17 protein-coding genes are annotated in these 19275 nt (G+C 72.5%); 11 read left to right on the top strand and 6 right to left on the bottom strand.

The features are described 5' to 3' along the window. Positions 1–42 precede the first annotated feature (42 nt). From GA0070619_RS24365 to GA0070619_RS24350, 4 genes are all read left to right on the top strand, one after another. The gene (locus GA0070619_RS24365; RefSeq protein ID WP_088950208.1) at positions 43–3198 is read left to right on the top strand and encodes a sensor histidine kinase; all 3156 of its coding nucleotides are present in this window, start codon (positions 43–45) and stop codon (positions 3196–3198) included. Then, positions 3195–3602 carry a roadblock/LC7 domain-containing protein gene (locus tag GA0070619_RS24360; protein WP_007465177.1) on the top strand — a complete coding sequence of 136 codons (408 nt, stop codon included), beginning with the start codon at positions 3195–3197 and terminating at the stop codon, positions 3600–3602. The genes GA0070619_RS24365 and GA0070619_RS24360 overlap by 4 nt, the downstream gene beginning before the upstream one ends. A gap of 89 nt (positions 3603–3691) precedes the next feature. Continuing rightward, positions 3692–4057: a DUF742 domain-containing protein gene (locus GA0070619_RS24355; RefSeq protein ID WP_088950207.1), complete on the top strand. Its 366-nt coding sequence runs from the start codon at positions 3692–3694 to the stop codon at positions 4055–4057. Beyond that, positions 4038–4661, top strand: coding sequence for a GTP-binding protein (locus tag GA0070619_RS24350; RefSeq protein WP_088950206.1), 624 nt, complete (start codon positions 4038–4040; stop codon positions 4659–4661). Before GA0070619_RS24355 ends, GA0070619_RS24350 begins: the two co-directional genes overlap by 20 nt. A 47-nt stretch (positions 4662–4708) precedes the next feature. Here GA0070619_RS24350 and GA0070619_RS24345 read toward each other — a convergent pair whose 3' ends face one another. The 5 genes from GA0070619_RS24345 to GA0070619_RS24325 are packed head-to-tail and all read right to left on the bottom strand — an operon-like array spanning position 4709 to position 12231. After that, a complete protein-coding gene (locus tag GA0070619_RS24345; protein ID WP_088950205.1) occupies positions 4709–5797 on the bottom strand; it encodes a uroporphyrinogen-III synthase in 1089 nt (362 codons plus the stop codon). Continuing rightward, positions 5797–6144: a nitrite reductase small subunit NirD gene (gene nirD, locus GA0070619_RS24340; protein WP_088950204.1), complete on the bottom strand. Its 348-nt coding sequence runs from the start codon at positions 6142–6144 to the stop codon at positions 5797–5799. The genes GA0070619_RS24345 and nirD overlap by 1 nt, the downstream gene beginning before the upstream one ends. Next, complete coding sequence (gene nirB, locus GA0070619_RS24335) at positions 6141–8666, bottom strand: nitrite reductase large subunit NirB (RefSeq protein ID WP_088950203.1); 2526 nt, start codon at positions 8664–8666, stop codon at positions 6141–6143. Before nirB ends, nirD begins: the two co-directional genes overlap by 4 nt. Further along, entirely contained in the window at positions 8663–10102 is a 1440-nt protein-coding gene (locus tag GA0070619_RS24330) for an FAD-dependent oxidoreductase (RefSeq protein ID WP_088950202.1), read from the bottom strand. The genes nirB and GA0070619_RS24330 overlap by 4 nt, the downstream gene beginning before the upstream one ends. Then, positions 10099–12231 (bottom strand): molybdopterin oxidoreductase family protein, encoded by a 2133-nt coding sequence (locus tag GA0070619_RS24325; protein ID WP_088950201.1) that lies wholly within the window; start codon positions 12229–12231, stop codon positions 10099–10101. Before GA0070619_RS24325 ends, GA0070619_RS24330 begins: the two co-directional genes overlap by 4 nt. A 299-nt stretch (positions 12232–12530) precedes the next feature. Here GA0070619_RS24325 and GA0070619_RS24320 point away from each other — a divergent pair, with 299 nt between their 5' ends. From GA0070619_RS24320 to glmM, 7 genes are all read left to right on the top strand, one after another. Beyond that, positions 12531–13226, top strand: coding sequence for a class I SAM-dependent methyltransferase (locus GA0070619_RS24320; RefSeq protein WP_088950200.1), 696 nt, complete (start codon positions 12531–12533; stop codon positions 13224–13226). A 90-nt stretch (positions 13227–13316) separates the two neighbouring features. Then, the gene (locus GA0070619_RS24315) at positions 13317–13574 is read left to right on the top strand and encodes a DUF6364 family protein (RefSeq protein WP_088950199.1); all 258 of its coding nucleotides are present in this window, start codon (positions 13317–13319) and stop codon (positions 13572–13574) included. Continuing rightward, on the top strand, positions 13564–13857 hold the full coding sequence (locus tag GA0070619_RS24310; RefSeq protein WP_088950198.1) for a hypothetical protein: 294 nt from the start codon (positions 13564–13566) through the stop codon (positions 13855–13857). Before GA0070619_RS24315 ends, GA0070619_RS24310 begins: the two co-directional genes overlap by 11 nt. A gap of 129 nt (positions 13858–13986) precedes the next feature. Beyond that, a complete protein-coding gene (locus GA0070619_RS24305) occupies positions 13987–15369 on the top strand; it encodes a nitrate/nitrite transporter (RefSeq protein ID WP_088950197.1) in 1383 nt (460 codons plus the stop codon). 209 nt (positions 15370–15578) lie between these two features. Continuing rightward, a complete protein-coding gene (rplM, locus tag GA0070619_RS24300; protein WP_030489638.1) occupies positions 15579–16022 on the top strand; it encodes a 50S ribosomal protein L13 in 444 nt (147 codons plus the stop codon). A gap of 20 nt (positions 16023–16042) precedes the next feature. Beyond that, on the top strand, positions 16043–16516 hold the full coding sequence (rpsI, locus tag GA0070619_RS24295; protein ID WP_088950196.1) for a 30S ribosomal protein S9: 474 nt from the start codon (positions 16043–16045) through the stop codon (positions 16514–16516). A 116-nt stretch (positions 16517–16632) separates the two neighbouring features. After that, the gene (glmM, locus tag GA0070619_RS24290) at positions 16633–17991 is read left to right on the top strand and encodes a phosphoglucosamine mutase (protein WP_088950195.1); all 1359 of its coding nucleotides are present in this window, start codon (positions 16633–16635) and stop codon (positions 17989–17991) included. Positions 17992–18078: 87 nt separating this feature from the next. Here glmM and GA0070619_RS24285 read toward each other — a convergent pair whose 3' ends face one another. After that, complete coding sequence (locus tag GA0070619_RS24285; protein ID WP_088950194.1) at positions 18079–19266, bottom strand: pyridoxal phosphate-dependent aminotransferase; 1188 nt, start codon at positions 19264–19266, stop codon at positions 18079–18081. Between the last annotated feature and the right edge of the window lie 9 nt (positions 19267–19275).

Here is a 19275-nt window from a genome sequence, read left to right as displayed (position 1 = left end):
GCTCGGCGGCTCAGGCGGGGAAGAAACGACGGAGGCGATGTCGTGAGCACCGGACCGACGACCCTGCCCGCGCTCGGCGACAGCGCTCGGCGTCCCCGCCGAGGGTTGCCGAGACTGCGCGACGCCCGGATCCGGTCCAAGCTGGCCCTGATCCTGGTTGTCCCGGTGGCGGCGGTGATCGCGCTGGCGACGGTCCGCCTGATCTCCATTGGCGAGGGTGCCTTCGACGCCACCCAGGCCCGATCGCTGACGGCCCTCTCCATCGACGTCAGCGCCCTCACCCAGGACCTTCAGGCCGAGCGGATGGCCGCCGCGGCCTACCTGGCCACACCGCAGCAGCCGGCCGACGCGTACAACCTGCGGGTCCGCCAGACGCAGCAGAAGGTGGACGAGTACCGCGCCGAGCGAGGCCGGGTCGGCGAGGTGCCGACCGCCCTGCGCGAGCGGCTGGTCGCCATCGACGACCACCTGGCAACCCTGGACGGCACCCGCCAGGAGGTGCTGGACCGCCGGCAGATGGCCGTTGCCGAAGCGGTTCTCCGCTACGGCGTGATCCTCACCGACCTGGTCTCGTACGGTGACGGCCTGGCCCAGTTGCCCGGCGACGAGAGCCTGGGGGACAGCCGGCGTGCGGTCTCCGCCTTCGCCCGCGCCAAGGCCTCCGTCGCCGAGGAGCAGGCGGTCGCCTACACCGCGTTGACGGCGGGTCAGCTCGACTCGGAGCAGTTCTCGTCCTTCGTGGCGACGCTGACCGGTCAGCAGGAGGCCCTGGTCGCGTTCTCGCTGGCCGCCGACCCGGTGCAGCGCGCCCTGGTCGACAGCACCGTCTCCGGTGACGCGGTCGGCCTGGCCGACCGGGTGGCCACCGACATCACCCGCTCGGTCGGGCAGCGCCCGCTGGTCACCGCGCAGGACGCCACCGCCGCCATCGGCGCGGTCAACGACCTGATGCGCTGGGCCGAGATCCAACTGCAGGACCGCCTGCTCCAGCAGGCCGACGAGGCACGCTCGGACGTCATCCGGCAGGCCGTGGTCGAGTCGATCCTGGTGCTGCTGACCCTGATCATCGCCATTTCGCTGGCCGTGGTGCTGGCCCGCTCGCTCAACCACTCGCTGCGCCGGCTGCGTGAGGGCGCCCTCTCGGTGGCCAACCACGACCTGCCGGACGCGGTGCAGCGGCTGCAGACCATGGGCAGCGTGGGCGACGGCGGGGTGGAGGAGATCGTCCGACAGGTCCGGGACCCGATCCAGCTCAACACCCGCGACGAGGTCGGTCAGGTGGCGTTGGCCTTCAACGTCGTCCACCGCGAGGCGGTACGGGTCGCCGCCGAGCAGGCTGCGCTGCGTACCAGCGTCTCGGCGATGTTCCTCAACCTGGCACGTCGTAGTCAGACCCTGGTCGACCGGATGATCGGCGAGCTGGACGCGATCGAGCGCGGCGAGGAGGACCCGAAGCGGCTCGCGCAGCTCTTCGAGCTCGACCACCTGGCCACCCGAATGCGCCGCAACGACGAGAACCTGCTGGTCCTGGCCGGCGCCGACTCCGCCGCACCGCGCCACGACAACGCGCTGGTGGTGGACGTCCTGCGCGCCGCCCAGTCCGAGGTCGAGCTGTACAACCGCATCGAGTTCGGGACGGTCGACACCGACATCTCGGTGGCCGCGCACGCGGTCAACGACGTGGTACGCCTCGTCGCCGAGCTGCTCGACAACGCCACCCGGTTCTCGCCACCGAACACCACAGTTGTGGCCGACGGTCGCCGCATCCGTGACTACGTCCTGATCCAGATCGAGGACCGCGGGCTCGGCCTCACCGACGAACAGCTCGACTCGCTCAACCGTCGGTTGGCCGCCCCGCCGAGCGTCGACGTCGCCGCGTTCCGGCTGATGGGTCTGGCCGTGGTGAGTCGGCTCGCCTCCCGCTACGGCATCCGGGTCGAGCTGCGCCGCAACGTCGAGGGCGGCACCGTCGCCCAGGTGACGCTGCCCGCCGCCACGGTGGTGCTGCCCAGCAACCGGGGACGCGACCAGGCGCTCACGCGGCCGCGTCAACCGATGGCCGTGGAGCAGACGCCGCTCACGCCGGTCGGTCACAGCGAGCAGTTCGCCGGTGCCGCGACCTCGGCGGCGACGCTGCCCGACCAGTGGCGGAGCAGCCCACCGGCACCCGCCCAGTGGCAGTCCCCGCTGGACTCGCGGGACACCAACTCTCCGGTACAGGCGGGTGGCTACGCCGGCACCCGCTCGGCAGCGCCGGCCCCCGTCGCCCCGCTCCCGCCGGCGCGGCCCGCGTACAGCAACGGCGCGGGCGCCTCGGCGGGCAGCCCGACAGTGGCCTACCCGACCATCGATCCGCTGCCCCGGCGCGGCTCGACCCCGGACACCGCCGACGGGCGTGGCGCGACGCCAGGTCTGCCGGTCGGGCCGGTCGCCGGCCTCGGCGCGGTGGCACCGCCCGCCGCGCCCCCGGCACCCGCTGCCCCGCCGGTACCCGCCGCACCGGTCAGCACTCGGCCGGACTTCCCGGCCGAGGCGCCGATCTTCCGGGAGATGGAGGCGGTCTGGTTCCGGTCGCACGGCGACGACGCCACCGCGATCTTCACCCGACCCAATTTCGACGAGCCGCCGGCTCCGGCCGACGCCGGCCTGCGCTCGGGCAACGGCGCTCAGTCGAGTGCCGGGTCCGTGCCGCCCGCCGCGCCGGCCCGGCCGAAACTGCCGACCCGTACCCCGGGCAGTTCCAACACCGACGGGACCAGCACGTCGGGTGCCGCTGGCCATGGCACCAGCACGTCGGGTGCCGCAGGCCATGGCACCGCGACCGGCGGCGGCTTCGGCGCGCCGCCCGCGGCGCCGCCGTCGTACACGCCGCCTCCGGCGGCCCGACCGGCACCGGCCGCGCCCAGTGCGCCCTCGGTGGACCCGGGCGCCTGGCGGACTGCGGCCGACGAGGGCTGGTCCCGTGCGAGCAGGGCGGCCGAGCCGGCTCCCGCCGGGACCACCCGTTCCGGATTGCCCAAGCGGGTGCCGCAGCAACAGCTCGTGCCGGGCGGCATCGAACCGAAGAGCGGCCGGGACCGCAGCCGGCGGACCCCGGATGAAGTACGAGGTCTGCTGTCGGCCTACCACCGCGGTGTGCAGCGGGGTCGGACGGCCGGGACGGACCTGAACAGCACCTCGACCAAGGAGAGCCGATGAACAGGCCAGCTGCCATGCAGGACATGGGTTGGCTGCTCACCAACTTCGCCGACAGCGTGGCGGGTATCGCCCACGTGGTGGCGGTGTCCGCCGACGGGCTGCTGCTCGCGTCCTCCCGGGACCTGCCGGGGGACCGGGCGGATCAGCTCGCCGCGATCACCTCCGGTGTGGTGAGCCTGACCGAGGGCGCAGCCCGGATGTTCAGCGCGGGCGGGGTGTTGCAGACAGTCATCGAGATGGACAGCGGGTATCTCTTCCTGATGTCGATCAGCGACGGATCGTCGATGGCCGTGCTGGCCGCGCGCAGCTGCGACGTGGGCCAGGTGGGCTACGAGATGGCCCTGCTGGTCGAGCGGGTGGGTGCCGCGCTGGTGCCGCTGCCGCGTGACGCGGTGCGCTCCTAGCACCGGAAGACGGCGCTCGAACCGCGCGCCGAAGCAGGACGAAAGGCGGCACTGGCCGGGCTCTACAGTGGACGGGGAGGTGATCGGGAATGGACCAACGGCGCGTTGACCCGCGTGGCGCGCTGGTGCGTCCGTACGCGGTCACCCGGGGTCGTACCGAACCTCGACAGGACATCGCCCTGGAGGCCGTCCTGACCGCGTCGCTCACCCAGGTTGCCGAGTCCCGCTTCGCCGGGCATGACAAGCACCGAATCGCCACGGTCTGTGAGGGCCGAGCACAGTCGCTGGCGGAGATCGCCGCGTACACCCGGATGCCGCTGGGCGTCGCCCGGGTGTTGGTCGCCGACATGGTGGCCGAGAGCCTGCTGACGTTACACACTGCTGCTCCCGCCGAGGGGTTCGAGGAGCGGATGGAACTGCTTGGAAGGGTGCTAAGTGGACTTCGCAGGCTATGACCCCGCTAGGGGGCGGCCGGGCCGGGGAATCGTCTCCGCGAAGATCGTCGTCGCGGGCGGCTTCGGCGTCGGTAAGACGACACTGGTCGGGGCGATCTCCGAGATCACACCGCTGACCACAGAGGCGTTGATGACAGCGGCGGGTGTCGGCATCGACGACCCGTCCAAGGTGCCGGGCAAGGAGACCACCACGGTCGCCATGGACTTCGGCCGTATCACGATGGCCCAGGACCTGATCCTGTACCTCTTCGGTACACCGGGTCAGACTCGGTTCTGGTTCATGTGGGACGAGATCATCCGAGGTGCGGTGGGTGCCGCCGTGCTGGTGGACACGCGCCGGATCACCGACGCGTTCGCCCCGCTGGACTACTTCGAGAACCGCAACCTGCCGTACGTGGTGGCCCTGAACCGGTTCGACGGTGCTCCCCAGTACGAGCTGGAGGAGGTCCGCGAGGCGCTGGCCATCTCGCCGCAGGTGCCGCTGGTGATGACCGACGCCCGGCACCGGGACTCGGTCAAGCAGGTGCTGGTGACGGTGGTCGAGCACGCCATGCTCCGCCTTGAGGCCGAGCACGGGCGGGGTTTCCCCACGCCTGTCGGCTGAGCCGTCGGGTCATGGCCGGCCGGCGCATGCCGGTCGGCCATGACGCGTCAGTCCACCCGGAGTCGGTAGCCGCGCTTCACCACGGTCTGCACCACGCGGGGCGCGCGCAGACCGGCCCGTAGACGGGCCACCGCCATCTCCACCGCGTGCTCGTCCGCGCCCCGGGGCAGCGTCCGCAGCAGCGCCGTGCGGGACAGCACCCGACCGGGCGACTGGGCCAGGGCGCGTAACACGGCCATCGGGGCGGGTGCGAGCGGTCGCAACTCGCCGTCGATCACCGCAGCGTGCCCGCGCAGCGTGAGAAGGTGCCCGCCGGCCTTGAACGTCACGGTCCTGCGGGGCAGCTCGTCGACGATCGTCCGCACCAGCGCCCCCAGCCGGGCCCGGCCCGGCGCGCTCACCGGCACCCCGCGCCGGAGCAGCGGCTCGGCGGTCACCGCGCCGACGCAGCTGGCGAGCACGTCGCCGCGGAACGCGGTGAGCAGCGCGTCGGTGCGGTCGCCGGCTGCCCGCAGCAGCGCCTCGGCCGCCGGTGCCGAGGTGAAGGTCACCGCGTCCACCAGTCGGCCGGCGATCAGGTCGATCAGCCGGTGCAGCGGCGCCGGGTCGCTCGGTGGGGCCCAGCGATAGACGGGCACCTCGATCACTGTGGCACCGGCCGCCTCCAGCGCGAGGGTGCACTCGGGCTGTCGCTCACCGTGCAGCTGCATGGCGATCACCTGCCCGGCCACACCTCGCCGGCGCAGGTGGTCGACCACCTCGTCGCAGCTCTCCGAGGCCGGCGACCACTGGTCGTGCAGCCCGGCCGCACGGATCGCGCCGCGTGCCTTCGGGCCACGGGCAACCACGTACGAGCTGGCCAGCACCGAACGCAGCGGCTCGGCCAGCCCCCAACCCTCGGCCGCCTCCAGCCACCCGCGCATGCCGATGCCGGTGTTGGCCATCAGGATGTCCGGCGGCTGGTCGAGGCACGCGCGGGTCGCCTCGCGCAGCTCGGTGTCGTCGGACAGCGGCACGATCCGCAACGCCGGGGCGAGCACCACCCGGGCGCCCCGGCGTTCGAGCAGCGCGGCCAACTCGTCGCGCCGCCGGTCGGCGGTCACCCCGATGGTGAAGCCCGCCAGTTCTTCCCGCATCAAGCCTCCTGTCGCAGCCGCACCTCGACCAGCCCGTCGCGGCAACGCGCGTCGTGCCGTGCCACGGCCACCCCGGGCAGGTCGAGGCAGTGCCCGCTGCGCAGGTCGTACACCTGCTTGTGCAGCGGCGAGGCGACCGTCGGCACTCCGCCGCGGCTGCCGACGATGCCCCGGGACAGCACGTACGCCCCGGAGACCGGATCGCGGTTGTCGATCGCGAACAACCCGTCCTCGGTGCGGAAGAGGGCGATCTGTGCCCCCTCGACCAGGGCGGCGACCCCTCGGTCCGGTTCCAGGCGGTCGAGGGGGCAGACAGCGGTCCAGCTCAGCGTGGTGGTCAGGTTCATCGCCGTACCTCCGGTAGGCCCAGGGTGACCGGTTGCCGACGGTGCTCGAATCCGCCCGGGGGGTGCTCGCGCACCGGCACCGGTTGTCCGCGTTCCCGGGCGAAGGTGATGGACGGGTCGGGCACGTCGGGCGCGTTGACGAAGGAGGTGTAGCGGCGGAGCCGGTCCGGGTCGTCGAGCACGTCGCGCCACTCGTCGGAGTACGACGACACGTGCTGGGCCATCGCCGCGTCCAGTTCGGCGCAGAGCCCGAGCGAGTCGTCCACGATCACCGCGCGCAGGTGGTCGAGGCCGCCGTCCATCGCCTCGATCCAGCCGGCCGTGCGTTGCAACCGGTCGGCCGTGCGGATGTAGTAGATGAGGAACCTGTCGATCAGCGAGATCAGCGTTTCCGTGGACAGGTCGGTGGCGAACAGGTCGGCGTGCCGGGGGCGGAAGCCGCCGTTGCCGCCGACGTAGAGGTTCCAGCCGGTCTCGGTGGCGATGATGCCGAAGTCCTTGCTGCGCGCCTCGGCGCATTCGCGGGCGCAGCCGGACACCGCTGACTTGATCTTGTGTGGAGCCCGTAGCCCTCGGTAGCGCAGCTCCAACGCGACGGCCAGCCCCACCGAGTCCTGTACGCCGTACCGGCACCAGGTCTCGCCCACGCAGGACTTCACCGTCCGCAGCGCCTTGCCGTACGCGTGACCGGACTCGAAGCCGGCGTCCACCAGCCGCCGCCAGATCTGCGGCAACTGCTCCACCCGCGCCCCGAACAGGTCGATGCGCTGCCCACCGGTGATCTTCGTGTAGAGCTGGAAGTCCCGGGCCACCTCACCGATCACGATCAGCTTCTCCGGGGTGATCTCACCGCCCGGGATCCGGGGCACCACCGAATAGCTGCCGTCGCGTTGCAGATTGGCCAGGAAGTGGTCGTTGGTGTCCTGCAACGACGCCTGCTCACCGTCGAGCACGTGGCCGCTGCCCAGCGAGGCGAGGATCGACGCCACCACCGGCTTGCAGATGTCGCAGCCGCGCCCCCGGCCGTGCTCGGCGACCAGTCGGGAGAAGGTGCGGATCCCGCGCACCCGGACGATCTCGAACAGCTCCCGTCGGCTGACATCGAAGTGCTCGCAGAGGGCGCTGGATTGCGCCACACCGGCCGCGTCCAGGAGCTGCTTGAGCATCGGCACGCAGGAACCGCAGCTGGTGCCGGCCCTGGTGCACGCCTTTAACGCCGGCACGTCCGCGCAGCCGTCGGTGATGGCGGCGTCCACGTCGCCCCGGGTCACCGCGTTGCAGGAGCAGACCTGGGCGGCGGCGGGCAGCGCACCAGCGTCCGCCCCACCGCCGTCCGGGGCGAGCAACGCCAGCGGCGCGGCCGGCAGCGGGCCGCCCACGCTGGCCCGCAACGTCGGGTACGCGCTGGCATCACCGACCAGCACCCCGCCGAGCAGCGTGTGCGCGTCGTCGGAGAGCACCAGCTTCGCGTAGACCCGGGTGGCCGGGTCGGTGAACGTGACGTCCAGGCAGCCCGGGGTGGTGCCGTGGGCGTCGCCGAACGAGGCCACGTCGACACCGAGCAGCTTGAGCTTGGTGGCGGTGTCCGCGCCGGGAAAGGTGGCCGCGCCACCGACCAGCCGGTCGGCCACCACCTCGGCCGTCGCGTACCCGGGTGCGACCAGGCCGTGGCAGGTGCCGTCGACCGCCGCGCACTCGCCGATCGCCCAGATCCGCTCGTCGGCGCTGCGGCAGGTCGCGTCGACCAGCACCCCGCCACGCGGGCCTAGCGGCAGCTCGGCGTCCCGGGCCAGCTGGTCCCGGGGCCGGATGCCGGCGGCCACCACCACCAGCTCGGCGTCGAGCACGCCACCGTCGGACAACTCCAGTGCGGCGACCGCCCCGTCCGGGCCGGGTCGGATCGCGCTGGTCGCCACCCCGAGGTGGGTCCGTACGCCCAACTCGTCGACGTAGCGCCGCAGCATCGCGCCACCGGCCTGGTCCACCTGAACCGGCATCAGCCGGGGCGCGAACTCGACCACGTCGGTGCTCAGGCCGAGCAGCCGCAGCGCGTTCGCCGCCTCCAACCCGAGCAGCCCGCCACCGATCACCGCGCCGACCCGCCGGCCGGAGGCGTACGCCCGGATCGCCGCCAGGTCGTCCAGGGTCCGGTAGACGAAGACCCCGGGCAGCTCCGCGCCGGGCACCGGTGGCACGAACGCGTACGAGCCGGTGGCCAGCACCAGCGCGTCGTAGTGGTACTCGCCGACGCCGGTGGTCACCACCTGCCGGGCCCGGTCGATGGCGGTGGCCGGCTCGCCCAGCCGCAGCCGCACCCCGTCGTGCGGCGTGTACAGGTTGAGCTCGCTCTCACCCACCCCGTCGAAGTACGCCGAGAGCCGCACCCGGTCGTACGCCGGGCGCCGCTCCTCGGCCAGCACTGTCACCCGCCAGCGGCCCTCCGGGTCACGGGCGCGCAGCGCGTCGACGAAGCGCTGCCCGACCATGCCGTTGCCGATGACGACCAGATCGCCGCCGCTCATCGCGTCACCTCCACCGATTCCGCCTGGCTCAGCCAGTCGACGATGCCGCCCACCGCGTCCCGGCACCCGCCGCATCCGGTGCCGGCGCGGGTCGCCGCCACCACCGCGTCGACAGTCCGGGCCCCGGAGCGCCAGCTCCGTACGAGTGCGCCCTTGCTCACCGTGTTGCACTGACAGACAGTGGCCGCGTCCGGCATCAGCGCCGGTGACGCGGCCGGAGTCGCGCCGACCGTGCCGAGTGCCCGGCCCAGCAGGAGCGCCCGCCGGTCGGCCGGCACGGGGTGACCACGGTCGAAGAGCTGGATCACCGTGCCGACGGCCGGGTTGTCGCCGAGCAGGATCGCGCCGATCAGCCGCTCGTCGCGGATCCGCAGCCGGGCGTACGTGCCCCGGGCCGGGTCGGTGAAGGTCAGCTCCTCACCCGGCCCGCCACTGACCGCGTCACCCATCGAGGCCAGGTCGATCCCGGCGGCCTTGAGCCGGGTCACCACCGGCTGGGGCCGGTACCGCGCGAGCGGGTCCGTCCCGGTCAGCACGTCGGCGAGCACCCGGGCCTGCGCCCAGGCGGGTGCGACCAGCCCGGTGAGCACACCGTCGTGCTCGGCGCAGTCACCGATCGCCGAGATGGACCGGTCGTCGGTGCGGAGCCGGTCGTCCACCACCACGCCGCGCCGGACGTTCAGCCCGGCGGCCCGCGCGAGGGCGGTGTCCGGGCGTACGCCGCAGGAGAGCACCAGCAGGTCGGCGCGCAACGTCCGGCCGTCGGCCAGGTCGAGGCGTACGCCGGTGGCGTCGGCGGCCACACCGGTCGCCGGCACCGCGAGCTGCACGGTGACGCCGAATCCGGCGAGGGTGCCGGCGAGCACCGCACCGGCCGCCCTGTCGAGCTGCCGTTCCATCAGGTGTTCCCTCGGGTGCACCACTGTGGTGGCGAGCCCTCGGCTGGCCAGCCCTCGGGCGGCCTCCAGGCCGAGCAGCCCGCCGCCGAGCACCAGCGCGGTGCGTGCGCCGTCAGCCGCGGCGAGGATCCGCCGGCAGTCGTCCAGGGTCCGGAACGGGACCACCCGCTCCGGCAGGTCCGCCGGGTCGAGGCCGGGCAGAGGCGGCACCACCGCCCGTGCGCCCGTGGCCAGCACCAGGTGGTCGTATCCGATCCGTTCGCCGTCGTCGGTACGGACCTCCCGGGCGGACCGGTCGATCGCGGCCACCGGTACGCCGGCGCGCAGGTCTATGCCGTGCCCGGCGGCCTCGGTCAGCTCCACGTCCGGCTCGTCGATGCGGCCGGCTAGCAGGGTGGAGAGCAGGATCCGGTTGTACGCGCGGTGCGGCTCCGCCCCGAGCACTGTGACCTTCCGGTCCCCTTCGCGGGCGTGCAGCTCGCCGGCGAGGCGGGCGCCCGCCATCCCGTTGCCGACGATCACCACCCGGGCCGTCATGCCTTCTCCACCCGTACCGCGCAGATCTTGAACTCGGGCATCCCGGAGATCGGGTCCACCGCGTCGTTGGTGACCGAGTTGGCCCGTCCCGCACCCGGGTAGTGGAACGGCGCGAACACGGTGTCCGGTCGGATCCCGGCGCTGAGGCGCGCCGGGGCGCACAGCTCACCCCGGCGTGAGGTCACCCGCACCGGGTCGCCGTCGTCGATGCCCAGGCGGGCGGCCAGGTCGGGGTGCAGCTCGACGAACGCCTCCGGGGCGGCGCGCCGCAGCGCGGGCACCCGGCGGGTCTGGGTGCCGGACTGGTACTGCGCCAGCACCCGGCCGGTGGTGAAGTGCAACGGGTACGCGGAGCAGACCTCCTCGGCGGCCGGCCGGTGGTCGACGGGGTGGAACCGGGCCCGGCCGTCCGGGGTCGCGAACCGCTCGGCGAACAGCCGGGGAGTGTCCGGCCCGTCCTCGGTCGGGCAGGGCCACCAGACGCCGTCGTCGCCGTCGATCCGGGCCCAGCTGATGCCGGCGTAGTCGGCGATCCCGCCGGCGGAGGCGCGGCGCAGCTCGGCGAAGACGGCGGCCGGGTCGGCCGGGAACCGGGCTGCCGCCTCGGTGGCCGAGGCCTCGTGGGGGGCCAGTCTCGCCGCGAGGGCGGAGATGATGTCCAGGTCGGTCCGGACGTCCGGTGGGGGTGGGCGCAGCGCCCGGCGACGCAGCACCCGACCCTCCAGGTTGGTCATGGTGCCGTCCTCCTCCGCCCACTGCGCGGTGGGCAGCACCACGTCGGCCAGCGCGGCCGTCTCGGAGAGCAGCAGGTCGGCGACGACCAGCAGGTCGAGATCCCGCAACCGGCCCTCGATCCGGGACGCCCGAGGCGCGGAGACCACCGGGTTGGAGCCGAACACCAGCAACGCGCGGGGGCCGTCCGGTGTGCCGAGCGAGTCGAGCAGTTGGTAGGCCGGCACACCCGGGCCGGGCAGCTCGTCGGCCGGCACCCCCCAGACACCGGCCACGTGCTCCCGGGCCGCCGGGTCGTCGATCCGCCGGTAGCCGGGGAGTTGGTCGGCCTTCTGCCCGTGCTCCCGCCCGCCCTGGCCGTTGCCCTGGCCGGTGAGGCAGCCGTACCCCGAACCGTCGCGGCCGGGCAGGCCGAGGGCGAGGGCGAGATTGACGTACGCGGTGACCGTGTCGACGCCCTTGGCGTGCTGCTCGGCGCCCCGCGCGGTCAGGATGATCACGCGACCGCCGGTGCCCAACGCGCGGGCGGTCTCCTCCAGGTCGGCCACCGGCACACCGGAGAGCTGCTCTGCGCGGGCCGGCCACCAGGCGGCGACGCTGCGGCGGACCGCCTCGAAGCCAGTGGTGCGTTCGGCCACGTAGGACCGGTCGACCCACCCCTCGGTGAGGGCGATGTGCAGCAACGCGTTGGCCACCGCGAGATCGGTGCCGGGCAGCGGTTGCAGGTGCAGGTCGGCCTGGCGGGCCGTGGCGGTGACCCGGGGGTCGACGACGATCAGCCGGCCGCCGCCCCGGCGCTGTTCGGTGAGCCAGCGCACCAGCGGCGGCATGGTCTCCGCCGGGTTCGCGCCGACCAGCAGCAGGGTGTCGGCCCGGCCCAGGTCGGCCAGCGGGAACGGCAGCCCACGGTCGATGCCGAAGGCGCGCATCCCGGCGGCCGCCGCCGAGGACATGCAGAACCGTCCGTTGTAGTCGATGTGCCGGGTGCGCAGCCCGATCCGGGCGAACTTTCCCAGCGCGTACGCCTTCTCGTTGGTCAGGCCGCCGCCACCGAAGACGGCGACCGCGTCACGGCCGGCGTCCTGCTGGACCGCGCGGATGCCGGTGACGACCCGGTCGAGCGCGGCGTCCCAGCTCGCCGGGCGCAGCTCACCGGTGGCCGGGTCGCGCAGCAGGGGAGTGGTCAGCCGCTCCGGGTGGTCGAGCAGTTCGGCGGCGGTCCAACCCTTCTGGCAGAGCCCGCCCCGGTTGGTGGGGAACTGGCGGGGGTGGACCGAGACCCCGGTGTCGTCCTCGCGCAGCGTCATGCCGCACTGCAGCGCGCAGTACGGGCAGTGCGTCGCCACCTCCCGGGGCGCCAGCCCCGGTCGAGTTGCCGACCATGCACCGTCTGTCATGTCGGCAAAGCGTGCCGCCGGGCGGTTTCCGGTCCGGGTCTCTTCTGTTTCGGTCCTGTCAAGTGGGGCTCACACCGCACGCGGGCACGGCAGAGGACGGATGGTCGCCAGCGATCACTGCCCCGGCGCGGCTCGACCCCGGACACCGCCGTTCCGGCTCCGTTGCGGCGGAATCCGCTGTGACTTCGCGTGCGGTGGGAGGTGCGAGCCGGAGCCTTTGGAGCTGAATCGCTGACGACATCAGCGTCGTTCATTGGCTTACAATATGGGAAATCTGTCTCACTAATTGGGAGAGCGCGATGAGCGTGACGGACGTCTTCGACGCGGTGGCCGGCACCTACGACGAGGCGCGCAGGCGGCTCGTGCCCTGCTTCGACGCCTTCTACGGCACGGCGGTCGAGGTGACCGCGCCACCGCTGCGGGCCGCGCTCGCCGCCGGTCGTACGCCGGAGGTGTTGGACCTGGGCGCCGGCACCGGCCTGCTCTCGCTGCTGCTGGCCGCCGCGGTGCCCGGTGTCCGGCTGACCCTGGTCGACGGGGCGCCGGCGATGCTCGCCCGCGCCACCGAGCAGTTGGACGCCCGGTCGGTGCCGCACCGGACGGTCCGGGCCGACCTGGCCGATCCGCTGCCCGCCGGCCGGTACGACGCGGTGGTCAGCGCGCTGGCGATCCACCACCTCGACGACGAGGGCAAGCGGACGCTGTACCGGAGGGCTGCCGGCGCACTCGCGCCCGGCGGGGTGTTCGTCAACGCGGAGCAGGTCGCCGGCCCGACTCCGGAGTTGGACCGTCGCTACGACAAGGTGTGGATGCAGCGGATCACCGAGCTGGGCGCGTCCGGTGAGGAGATCGCCGCATCCCGGGAGCGGATGCGGCACGACCGGCCGGCGACGGTCGCCGACCAGTGCCGGTGGCTCGCCGAGGCGGGCCTGATCGACGTCGACTGCTACTTCAAGGAGTGGCGCTTCGCGGTGTTCGGCGGCCGGGCCCGGTGAACATCGCCGGTATGTGCGTTTCGGCGGCGGGGGGCGAGCCGGCGGTCGCGTGGATGACTGTCGGTCACACCGGTGGGTAGTCTCAGCGGCATGACTGCCAAGGTGACTCTGTCGTTTACCGACGAGACGATCGAGGAGGCCCGGCGGTTCGCCAAGCGCGAAGGGCTGTCGCTCTCCGCATGGATGGACCAGGCCGCCCGCGAGAAGGCGCTGCGCGAGGTGTTCACCGCGCACGCCGCAGCCGTGGGCCGTGCCGGTCTGGACCTGGAGTCCGCCGCTCTCGCCGACGCCCGCGAGGTGGGCATGGTCAACGACCTGCTCTCCGGCGGACGACCGCGTGCTGCGTAGGGGAGAGGTCTGGCGCATCGAGGGCGCCCGGGAACGCCTCGGCCTCGTGGTCAGCTCGGACGTCTACAACTCCACCGACGTACCCATCGTGATCGTGGTCGAGGTGGTGGAGGAGTCGCTGCTGCGCGACTCGCCGCTCGCCGTGTCGATGGGCCGGTACGTGGTGATGCCCGACCGCATCTCCTCGCCCATGAAGAAGTGGTTCACCGACTGCGTGGACGTCGCCGACACCGACACCATGATCCGGGTCGGCCGCGCGCTGCGCATCCTGCAACAGCTCTGAGCACCGACCTCACCACCGCCGCCGGCCCGTGGTGCGGTCCCCGTTTCCGGGCCGACCCGCGACGGGCACTGCCAGGTAACCGGGCGTTCCTAGCGTTCCTCCTCGTCACATCGACGAGGAGGAGCCGCCGTGAGCACGCTCACCAGCACCGCAGTCACCACCCGGCCGCCGGCTGCCACCGGGCGCGCGCGCCGGCTCGACGACTGGCGCCCCGAGGACCCCGACTTCTGGCGGGTGACGGGCGCGCCCATCGCCCGGCGCAACCTCTGGGTCTCGATCTTCGCCGAGCACGTCGGCTTCTCGGTGTGGAGCCTCTGGTCGGTCACCGTGCTCTTCCTCGGCCCCGCGTACGGCATCGACCCGGCCGGGAAGTTCCTGCTCACCGCCGTGCCGGCCGCACTGGGCGCGGTACTGCGCCTGCCGTACACGCTGGCGGTGGCCCGCTTCGGCGGGCGGCGCTGGACGATCATCAGCGCGCTCCTGCTGCTGGTGCCCACGGTGCCGATGACGGTGCTGCTGGAACCCGGGGTGTCCTACTCCACGCTGATGGTGCTCGCCTGCCTGACCGGCGTCGGTGGCGGCAACTTCGCCTCCTCGATGGCGAACATCAACCTGTTCTACCCACAGCGGCTCAAGGGCCGGGCCCTCGGGCTCAACGCCGGCGGCGGCAACCTCGGCGTACCCGCGGTGCAGTTGGTCGGGTTGGCGGTCCTCGCCACCGCCGGTGCCGCGTACCCCCGTCTGGTGCCGGCGGTCTACCTGCCGCTGATCGTGCTGGCCGCGCTGGCCGCGGCCCGCTGGTTGGACACCGTGCCCGGGGCGCGCAACGAGCCGGGCGCGCTGCGTGAGGCGGCCCGCGACCCGCACACCTGGGTCATGTCGGTGCTCTACGTCGGCACCTTCGGCTCGTTCATCGGGTTCGGTTTCGCCTTCGGTCAGGTGCTCCAGCTCCAGTTCGCCGAGCGGTTCCCCACCCCGGTCGACGCCGCCTGGCTGACCTTCCTCGGCCCGCTGGTCGGTTCGCTGATCCGCCCGCTGGGCGGGCACCTGGCCGACCGGTTGGGCGGTGCCCGGGTGACCTTCTGGAACTTCGTGGCGATGGCGGCCGGCGCGGGCACCGTGCTGTACGCCGCCCGGGAACGGTCGTTCGGGCTCTACCTGGCCGGGTTCCTCGCCCTGTTCGTCTTCTCCGGCATCGGCAACGGATCCACCTACAAGATGATCCCGGCGATCTTCCGGGCCCGGGCGGCGGACGCCGTGACGTCGGGTCGCCGCGATCCGGAGGCCGCCGCGCGGTGGGCGCGGCGGATGACCGGCGCGCTGATCGGCATCGCGGGTGCCGTCGGGGCGTCCGGCGGGGTGCTGGTCAACATCTCGTTCCGACAGTCGTTCCTGGGCTCCGGCAACGCCGACGCCGCCTACCTGGCCTTCATCGGCTGGTACGCGTTGTGTTTCGCGGTCACCTGGGTCGTCTACCTCCGGCCGAGGGTCGATCGGCTCGCCAACGTGTGAGCTGGGCCACGGCTGGCGTGTCGCCGCGCACGAGCGCACCCCCGTTTTGACCTGCGGATGGGGCGCCGGGTATCGTTGCCTGCTGTTGTACGACATCCAGAGGCGTGCCCCATCAGGTACGCTTGGTCGTTCGTGCGCGCTGGTCCGGCCTGCAAGATCTGGTCACCTCGGCGCGCGACCCCAGACCGACGACGAGACAAGGTAGACCTGTGCGTACGTACAGCCCGAAGCCGGGTGAGATCGAGCGTCAGTGGCACGTCATCGACGCCTCTGATGTCGTGCTGGGCCGCCTGGCCACCCACGCCGCCACGTTGCTGCGTGGTAAGCACAAGCCGACTTTCGCGCCGCACGTCGACACGGGCGACTTTGTCGTCATCGTGAACGCGGGCAAGGTTGCGTTGACCGGCAACAAGCGCCAGACCAAGGTTGCTTACCGCCACTCCGGTTACCCGGGTGGTCTGAAGCAGATTGGCTACGAGGAGCTGCTGACCAAGCGCCCCGAGCGGGCCATCGAGCTGGCCGTGAAGGGGATGCTCCCGCACAACAAGCTCGGCCGTCAGCTGATCAAGAAGCTGAAGGTCTACGCCGGTGCCGAGCACCCGCACCTCGCGCAGCAGCCGGTGCCGTTCGAGATCAAGCAGATCGCGCAGTGAGCGCGGGCGAAGGAAGCAGCATGACCGACATCACCGAGACCGAGGTCGCCCCGGAAGCCCCTGAGGCCACCGAGGCGCCGGCGCCCGTCGCCCGCGCGCCTCGCGGTGACCGGCCGATCCAGACCGTGGGCCGCCGCAAGCAGGCCATCGTCCGGGTCCGTATCGTCCCGGGCACCGGCAAGATCACCTGCAATGGCCAGGACCTCGAGGCGTACTTCCCGAGCAAGGTGCACCAGCAGCTCATCAAGGACCCGCTGGTCACCGCCGAGAAGCCCGAGCAGTTCGACGTCATCGCCAACCTGCATGGCGGCGGCACCACCGGGCAGGCCGGCGCGCTTCGGCTGGGCATCGCCCGCGCGCTGATCATCAACGACCCGGACGACCGCCCGGCCCTGAAGAAGGCCGGCTTCCTGACCCGGGACGCCCGGGTCAAGGAGAGCAAGAAGTACGGCCTCAAGAAGGCCCGTAAGGCTCCTCAGTACTCGAAGCGCTGATCTTCAACAGCGCGTTGTACTTCTGACGGACGGCCGGTCCGCCTCCCCGCTAGGGGGAGGTGGGTCGGCCGTTCCGCTTTCTCCTCATTGGCAGTGCTCATCGGAGGTTGGCGGGTATGGGTCGGTTGTTCGGCACGGACGGCGTACGCGGGCGGGCAAACGCGGATCTCACACCGGAGTTGGCGTTGGCGCTCGCTGTGGCCGCCGCGCACACGCTCGCCGAGACGGACCGCAGCCACCCGCCGCTCGCCGTCGTCGGTCGGGACACCCGGGCCAGCGGCGAGATGCTGGAGGCGGCCGTGGTCGCCGGTCTGACCAGCGCCGGCGCCGACGTGGTGCGGGTCGGCGTGCTGCCGACCCCCGCGGTGGCGTTCCTCACGGCAGAGACCAAGGCCGACCTCGGGGTGATGCTCTCCGCGTCGCACAACCCGATGCCGGACAACGGGATCAAGCTCTTCGCCGCCGGCGGGCACAAGTTGCCCGACGAGATCGAGATGCAGATCGAGGCGGCCGTCGAGACGAACGCCACCACCGCCTGGGACCGCCCGGTGGGTGCCGGCGTCGGCCGCGTGCACGACCTTCTCGACGGCGCCGACCACTACGTCCAGCACCTGGTCAGCACCGTGCCGCACCGGCTCGAAGGCATCAAGGTCGTGGTCGACTGCGCCAACGGCGCCGCCGCCGAGGTCGCCCCGGTCGCCTACCAGGAGGCCGGCGCGGAGGTCATCGCGATCCATGCCGAGCCGAACGGCCTGAACATCAACGACGAGTGCGGCTCCAACCACATCGAGGCGCTGCGTGAGGCCGTGGTCGAGCACGGCGCCCACCTGGGCATCGCCCACGACGGCGACGCCGACCGTTGTCTGGCGGTCACCGCCGACGGCGACGAGGTGGACGGCGACGAGGTGATGGCGATCCTCGCGCTGGCCATGCGGGATGCCGGCACGCTCACCCAGGACACCCTGGTGGCCACCGTGATGAGCAACCTCGGGCTGCGGCTCGCGATGTCCGCGCAGGGCATCCGGCTGATCGAGACCAAGGTCGGTGACCGGTACGTGCTGGAGGAGCTGCGCGCCTCCGGGCTGGCGCTCGGCGGTGAGCAGAGCGGTCACATCGTGATGCCCGCCCACGCCACCACCGGCGACGGGGTGCTCACCGGCCTGCACCTGATGGCCCGGATGGCGGCCACCGGCAAGTCCCTCGCCGAGCTGGCGTCGGTGGTCACCAAGCTGCCCCAGGTGCTGATCAACGTGCCGGTCGGCGACCGGACCGTCGGTGCCGCCGCGCCGGCCGTGCGCGCCGAGGTCGAGCGGGCCGAGGCGGAGCTGGGTGAGACCGGCCGGGTGCTGCTGCGCCCGTCGGGCACCGAGCCGCTGGTCCGGGTGATGGTCGAGGCGGCCACCGAGGCGACCGCCCGTGAGGTCGCCGAGCGGATCGCCGAGCTGGTCCGCACCGCCAGCCCCGCCACGTCCTAGCGGGCGGGCGCGGTCAGTTCGGACGCTGTGGAGCTGAGTCGCTCACGACATCAGCTCCACAGCCTCCCGGACAGCCGGCCCGTCGATTCAGCGGCTCAGAGCGCGCAGCCGGCTGACCGCCTCGGTCAGCACCTCGGGACGCTTGCAGAACGCGAACCGGACCAGCCGTCGGCCCGCCTCCACATCGTCGTAGAAGACCTGCGTCGGCACCGCCACCACACCACAGCGCTCCGGCAGCGAACGGCAGAACTCCACCCCGTCCCGGCCGCCGAGCGCGGTGATGTCGGCGGTGACGAAATATGTCCCCTCCGAGTCGAGCACCTCGAACCCGGCGTCGGTGAGACCACCGACGAGCTGGTCACGGCGCTGCTGGAGCCCGTCGCGGAAGCCGGTGTAGTAGTCGTCCGGCAGGGCCAACGCCACTGCCACCGCCGGTTGCAGCGGTGCCGCGTTCACGAAGGTGAGGAACTGCTTCACCCGCAGCACCGCCGAGACCAGCGCCGCCGGGCCGCTCGCCCAGCCGACCTTCCAACCCGTGCAGGAGAACGTTTTGCCGGCCGAGGAGATGCGCAGCGTCCGCTCCCGCATCCCCGGCAGGCTGGCCAACGACACGTGCGGGCTCGACGCGTCGGTGAAGACCAGGTGCTCGTACACCTCGTCGGTGACCGCGTACGCGCCGAACTCCTGACACAGCTCGGCGACCAGCGCCAACTCGGCCGGGGTGAAGACCCTGCCGGTCGGGTTGTGCGGTGAGTTGAGCAGCACCAGTCGGGTGCGCGGGCCGAACGCCGCGCGCAGCGCCGCCGGGTCGAAGGCGTACCGGCCGTCGGCCGCGGGCCGCAGGGTCACCGGTCGCCGGACCGCGCCGGCCAGGGCGATCGAGGCAGCGTACGAGTCGTAGTACGGCTCGAAGCACACCACCTCGTCACCCGGTTCGCAGAGGGCGAGGATGCTGGCCGCGACCGCCTCGGTGGCACCCGCGGTGATGACGATCTCGCCGTCCGGGTCGTACGACAGGTCCTGGAACCGCTGCTGGTGGGCCGCGACCGCCGCGCGCAGGGCGGGAATCCCCGGGCCGGGCGGGTACTGGTTCTGCCCGCCGCGCAGCGCCTCGGCGGCGGCGGCCAGCATCTCCGGCGGACCGTCGGTGTCCGGGAAGCCCTGCCCGAGGTTGACCGCGCCGGTGCGCACGGCGAGGGCGGACATCTCGGCGAAGATCGTCGTGCCGAACGGCCGCATCCGGGCCACCAGCGGGTCGACATCGGTGCTCGTCACCTGCGCCAG

Origin of the sequence: Micromonospora zamorensis, from assembly GCF_900090275.1 — a bacterium.
GTDB classification, from domain to species: domain Bacteria; phylum Actinomycetota; class Actinomycetes; order Mycobacteriales; family Micromonosporaceae; genus Micromonospora; species Micromonospora zamorensis.
This window is presented reverse-complemented; position numbering and strand designations above follow the sequence as displayed.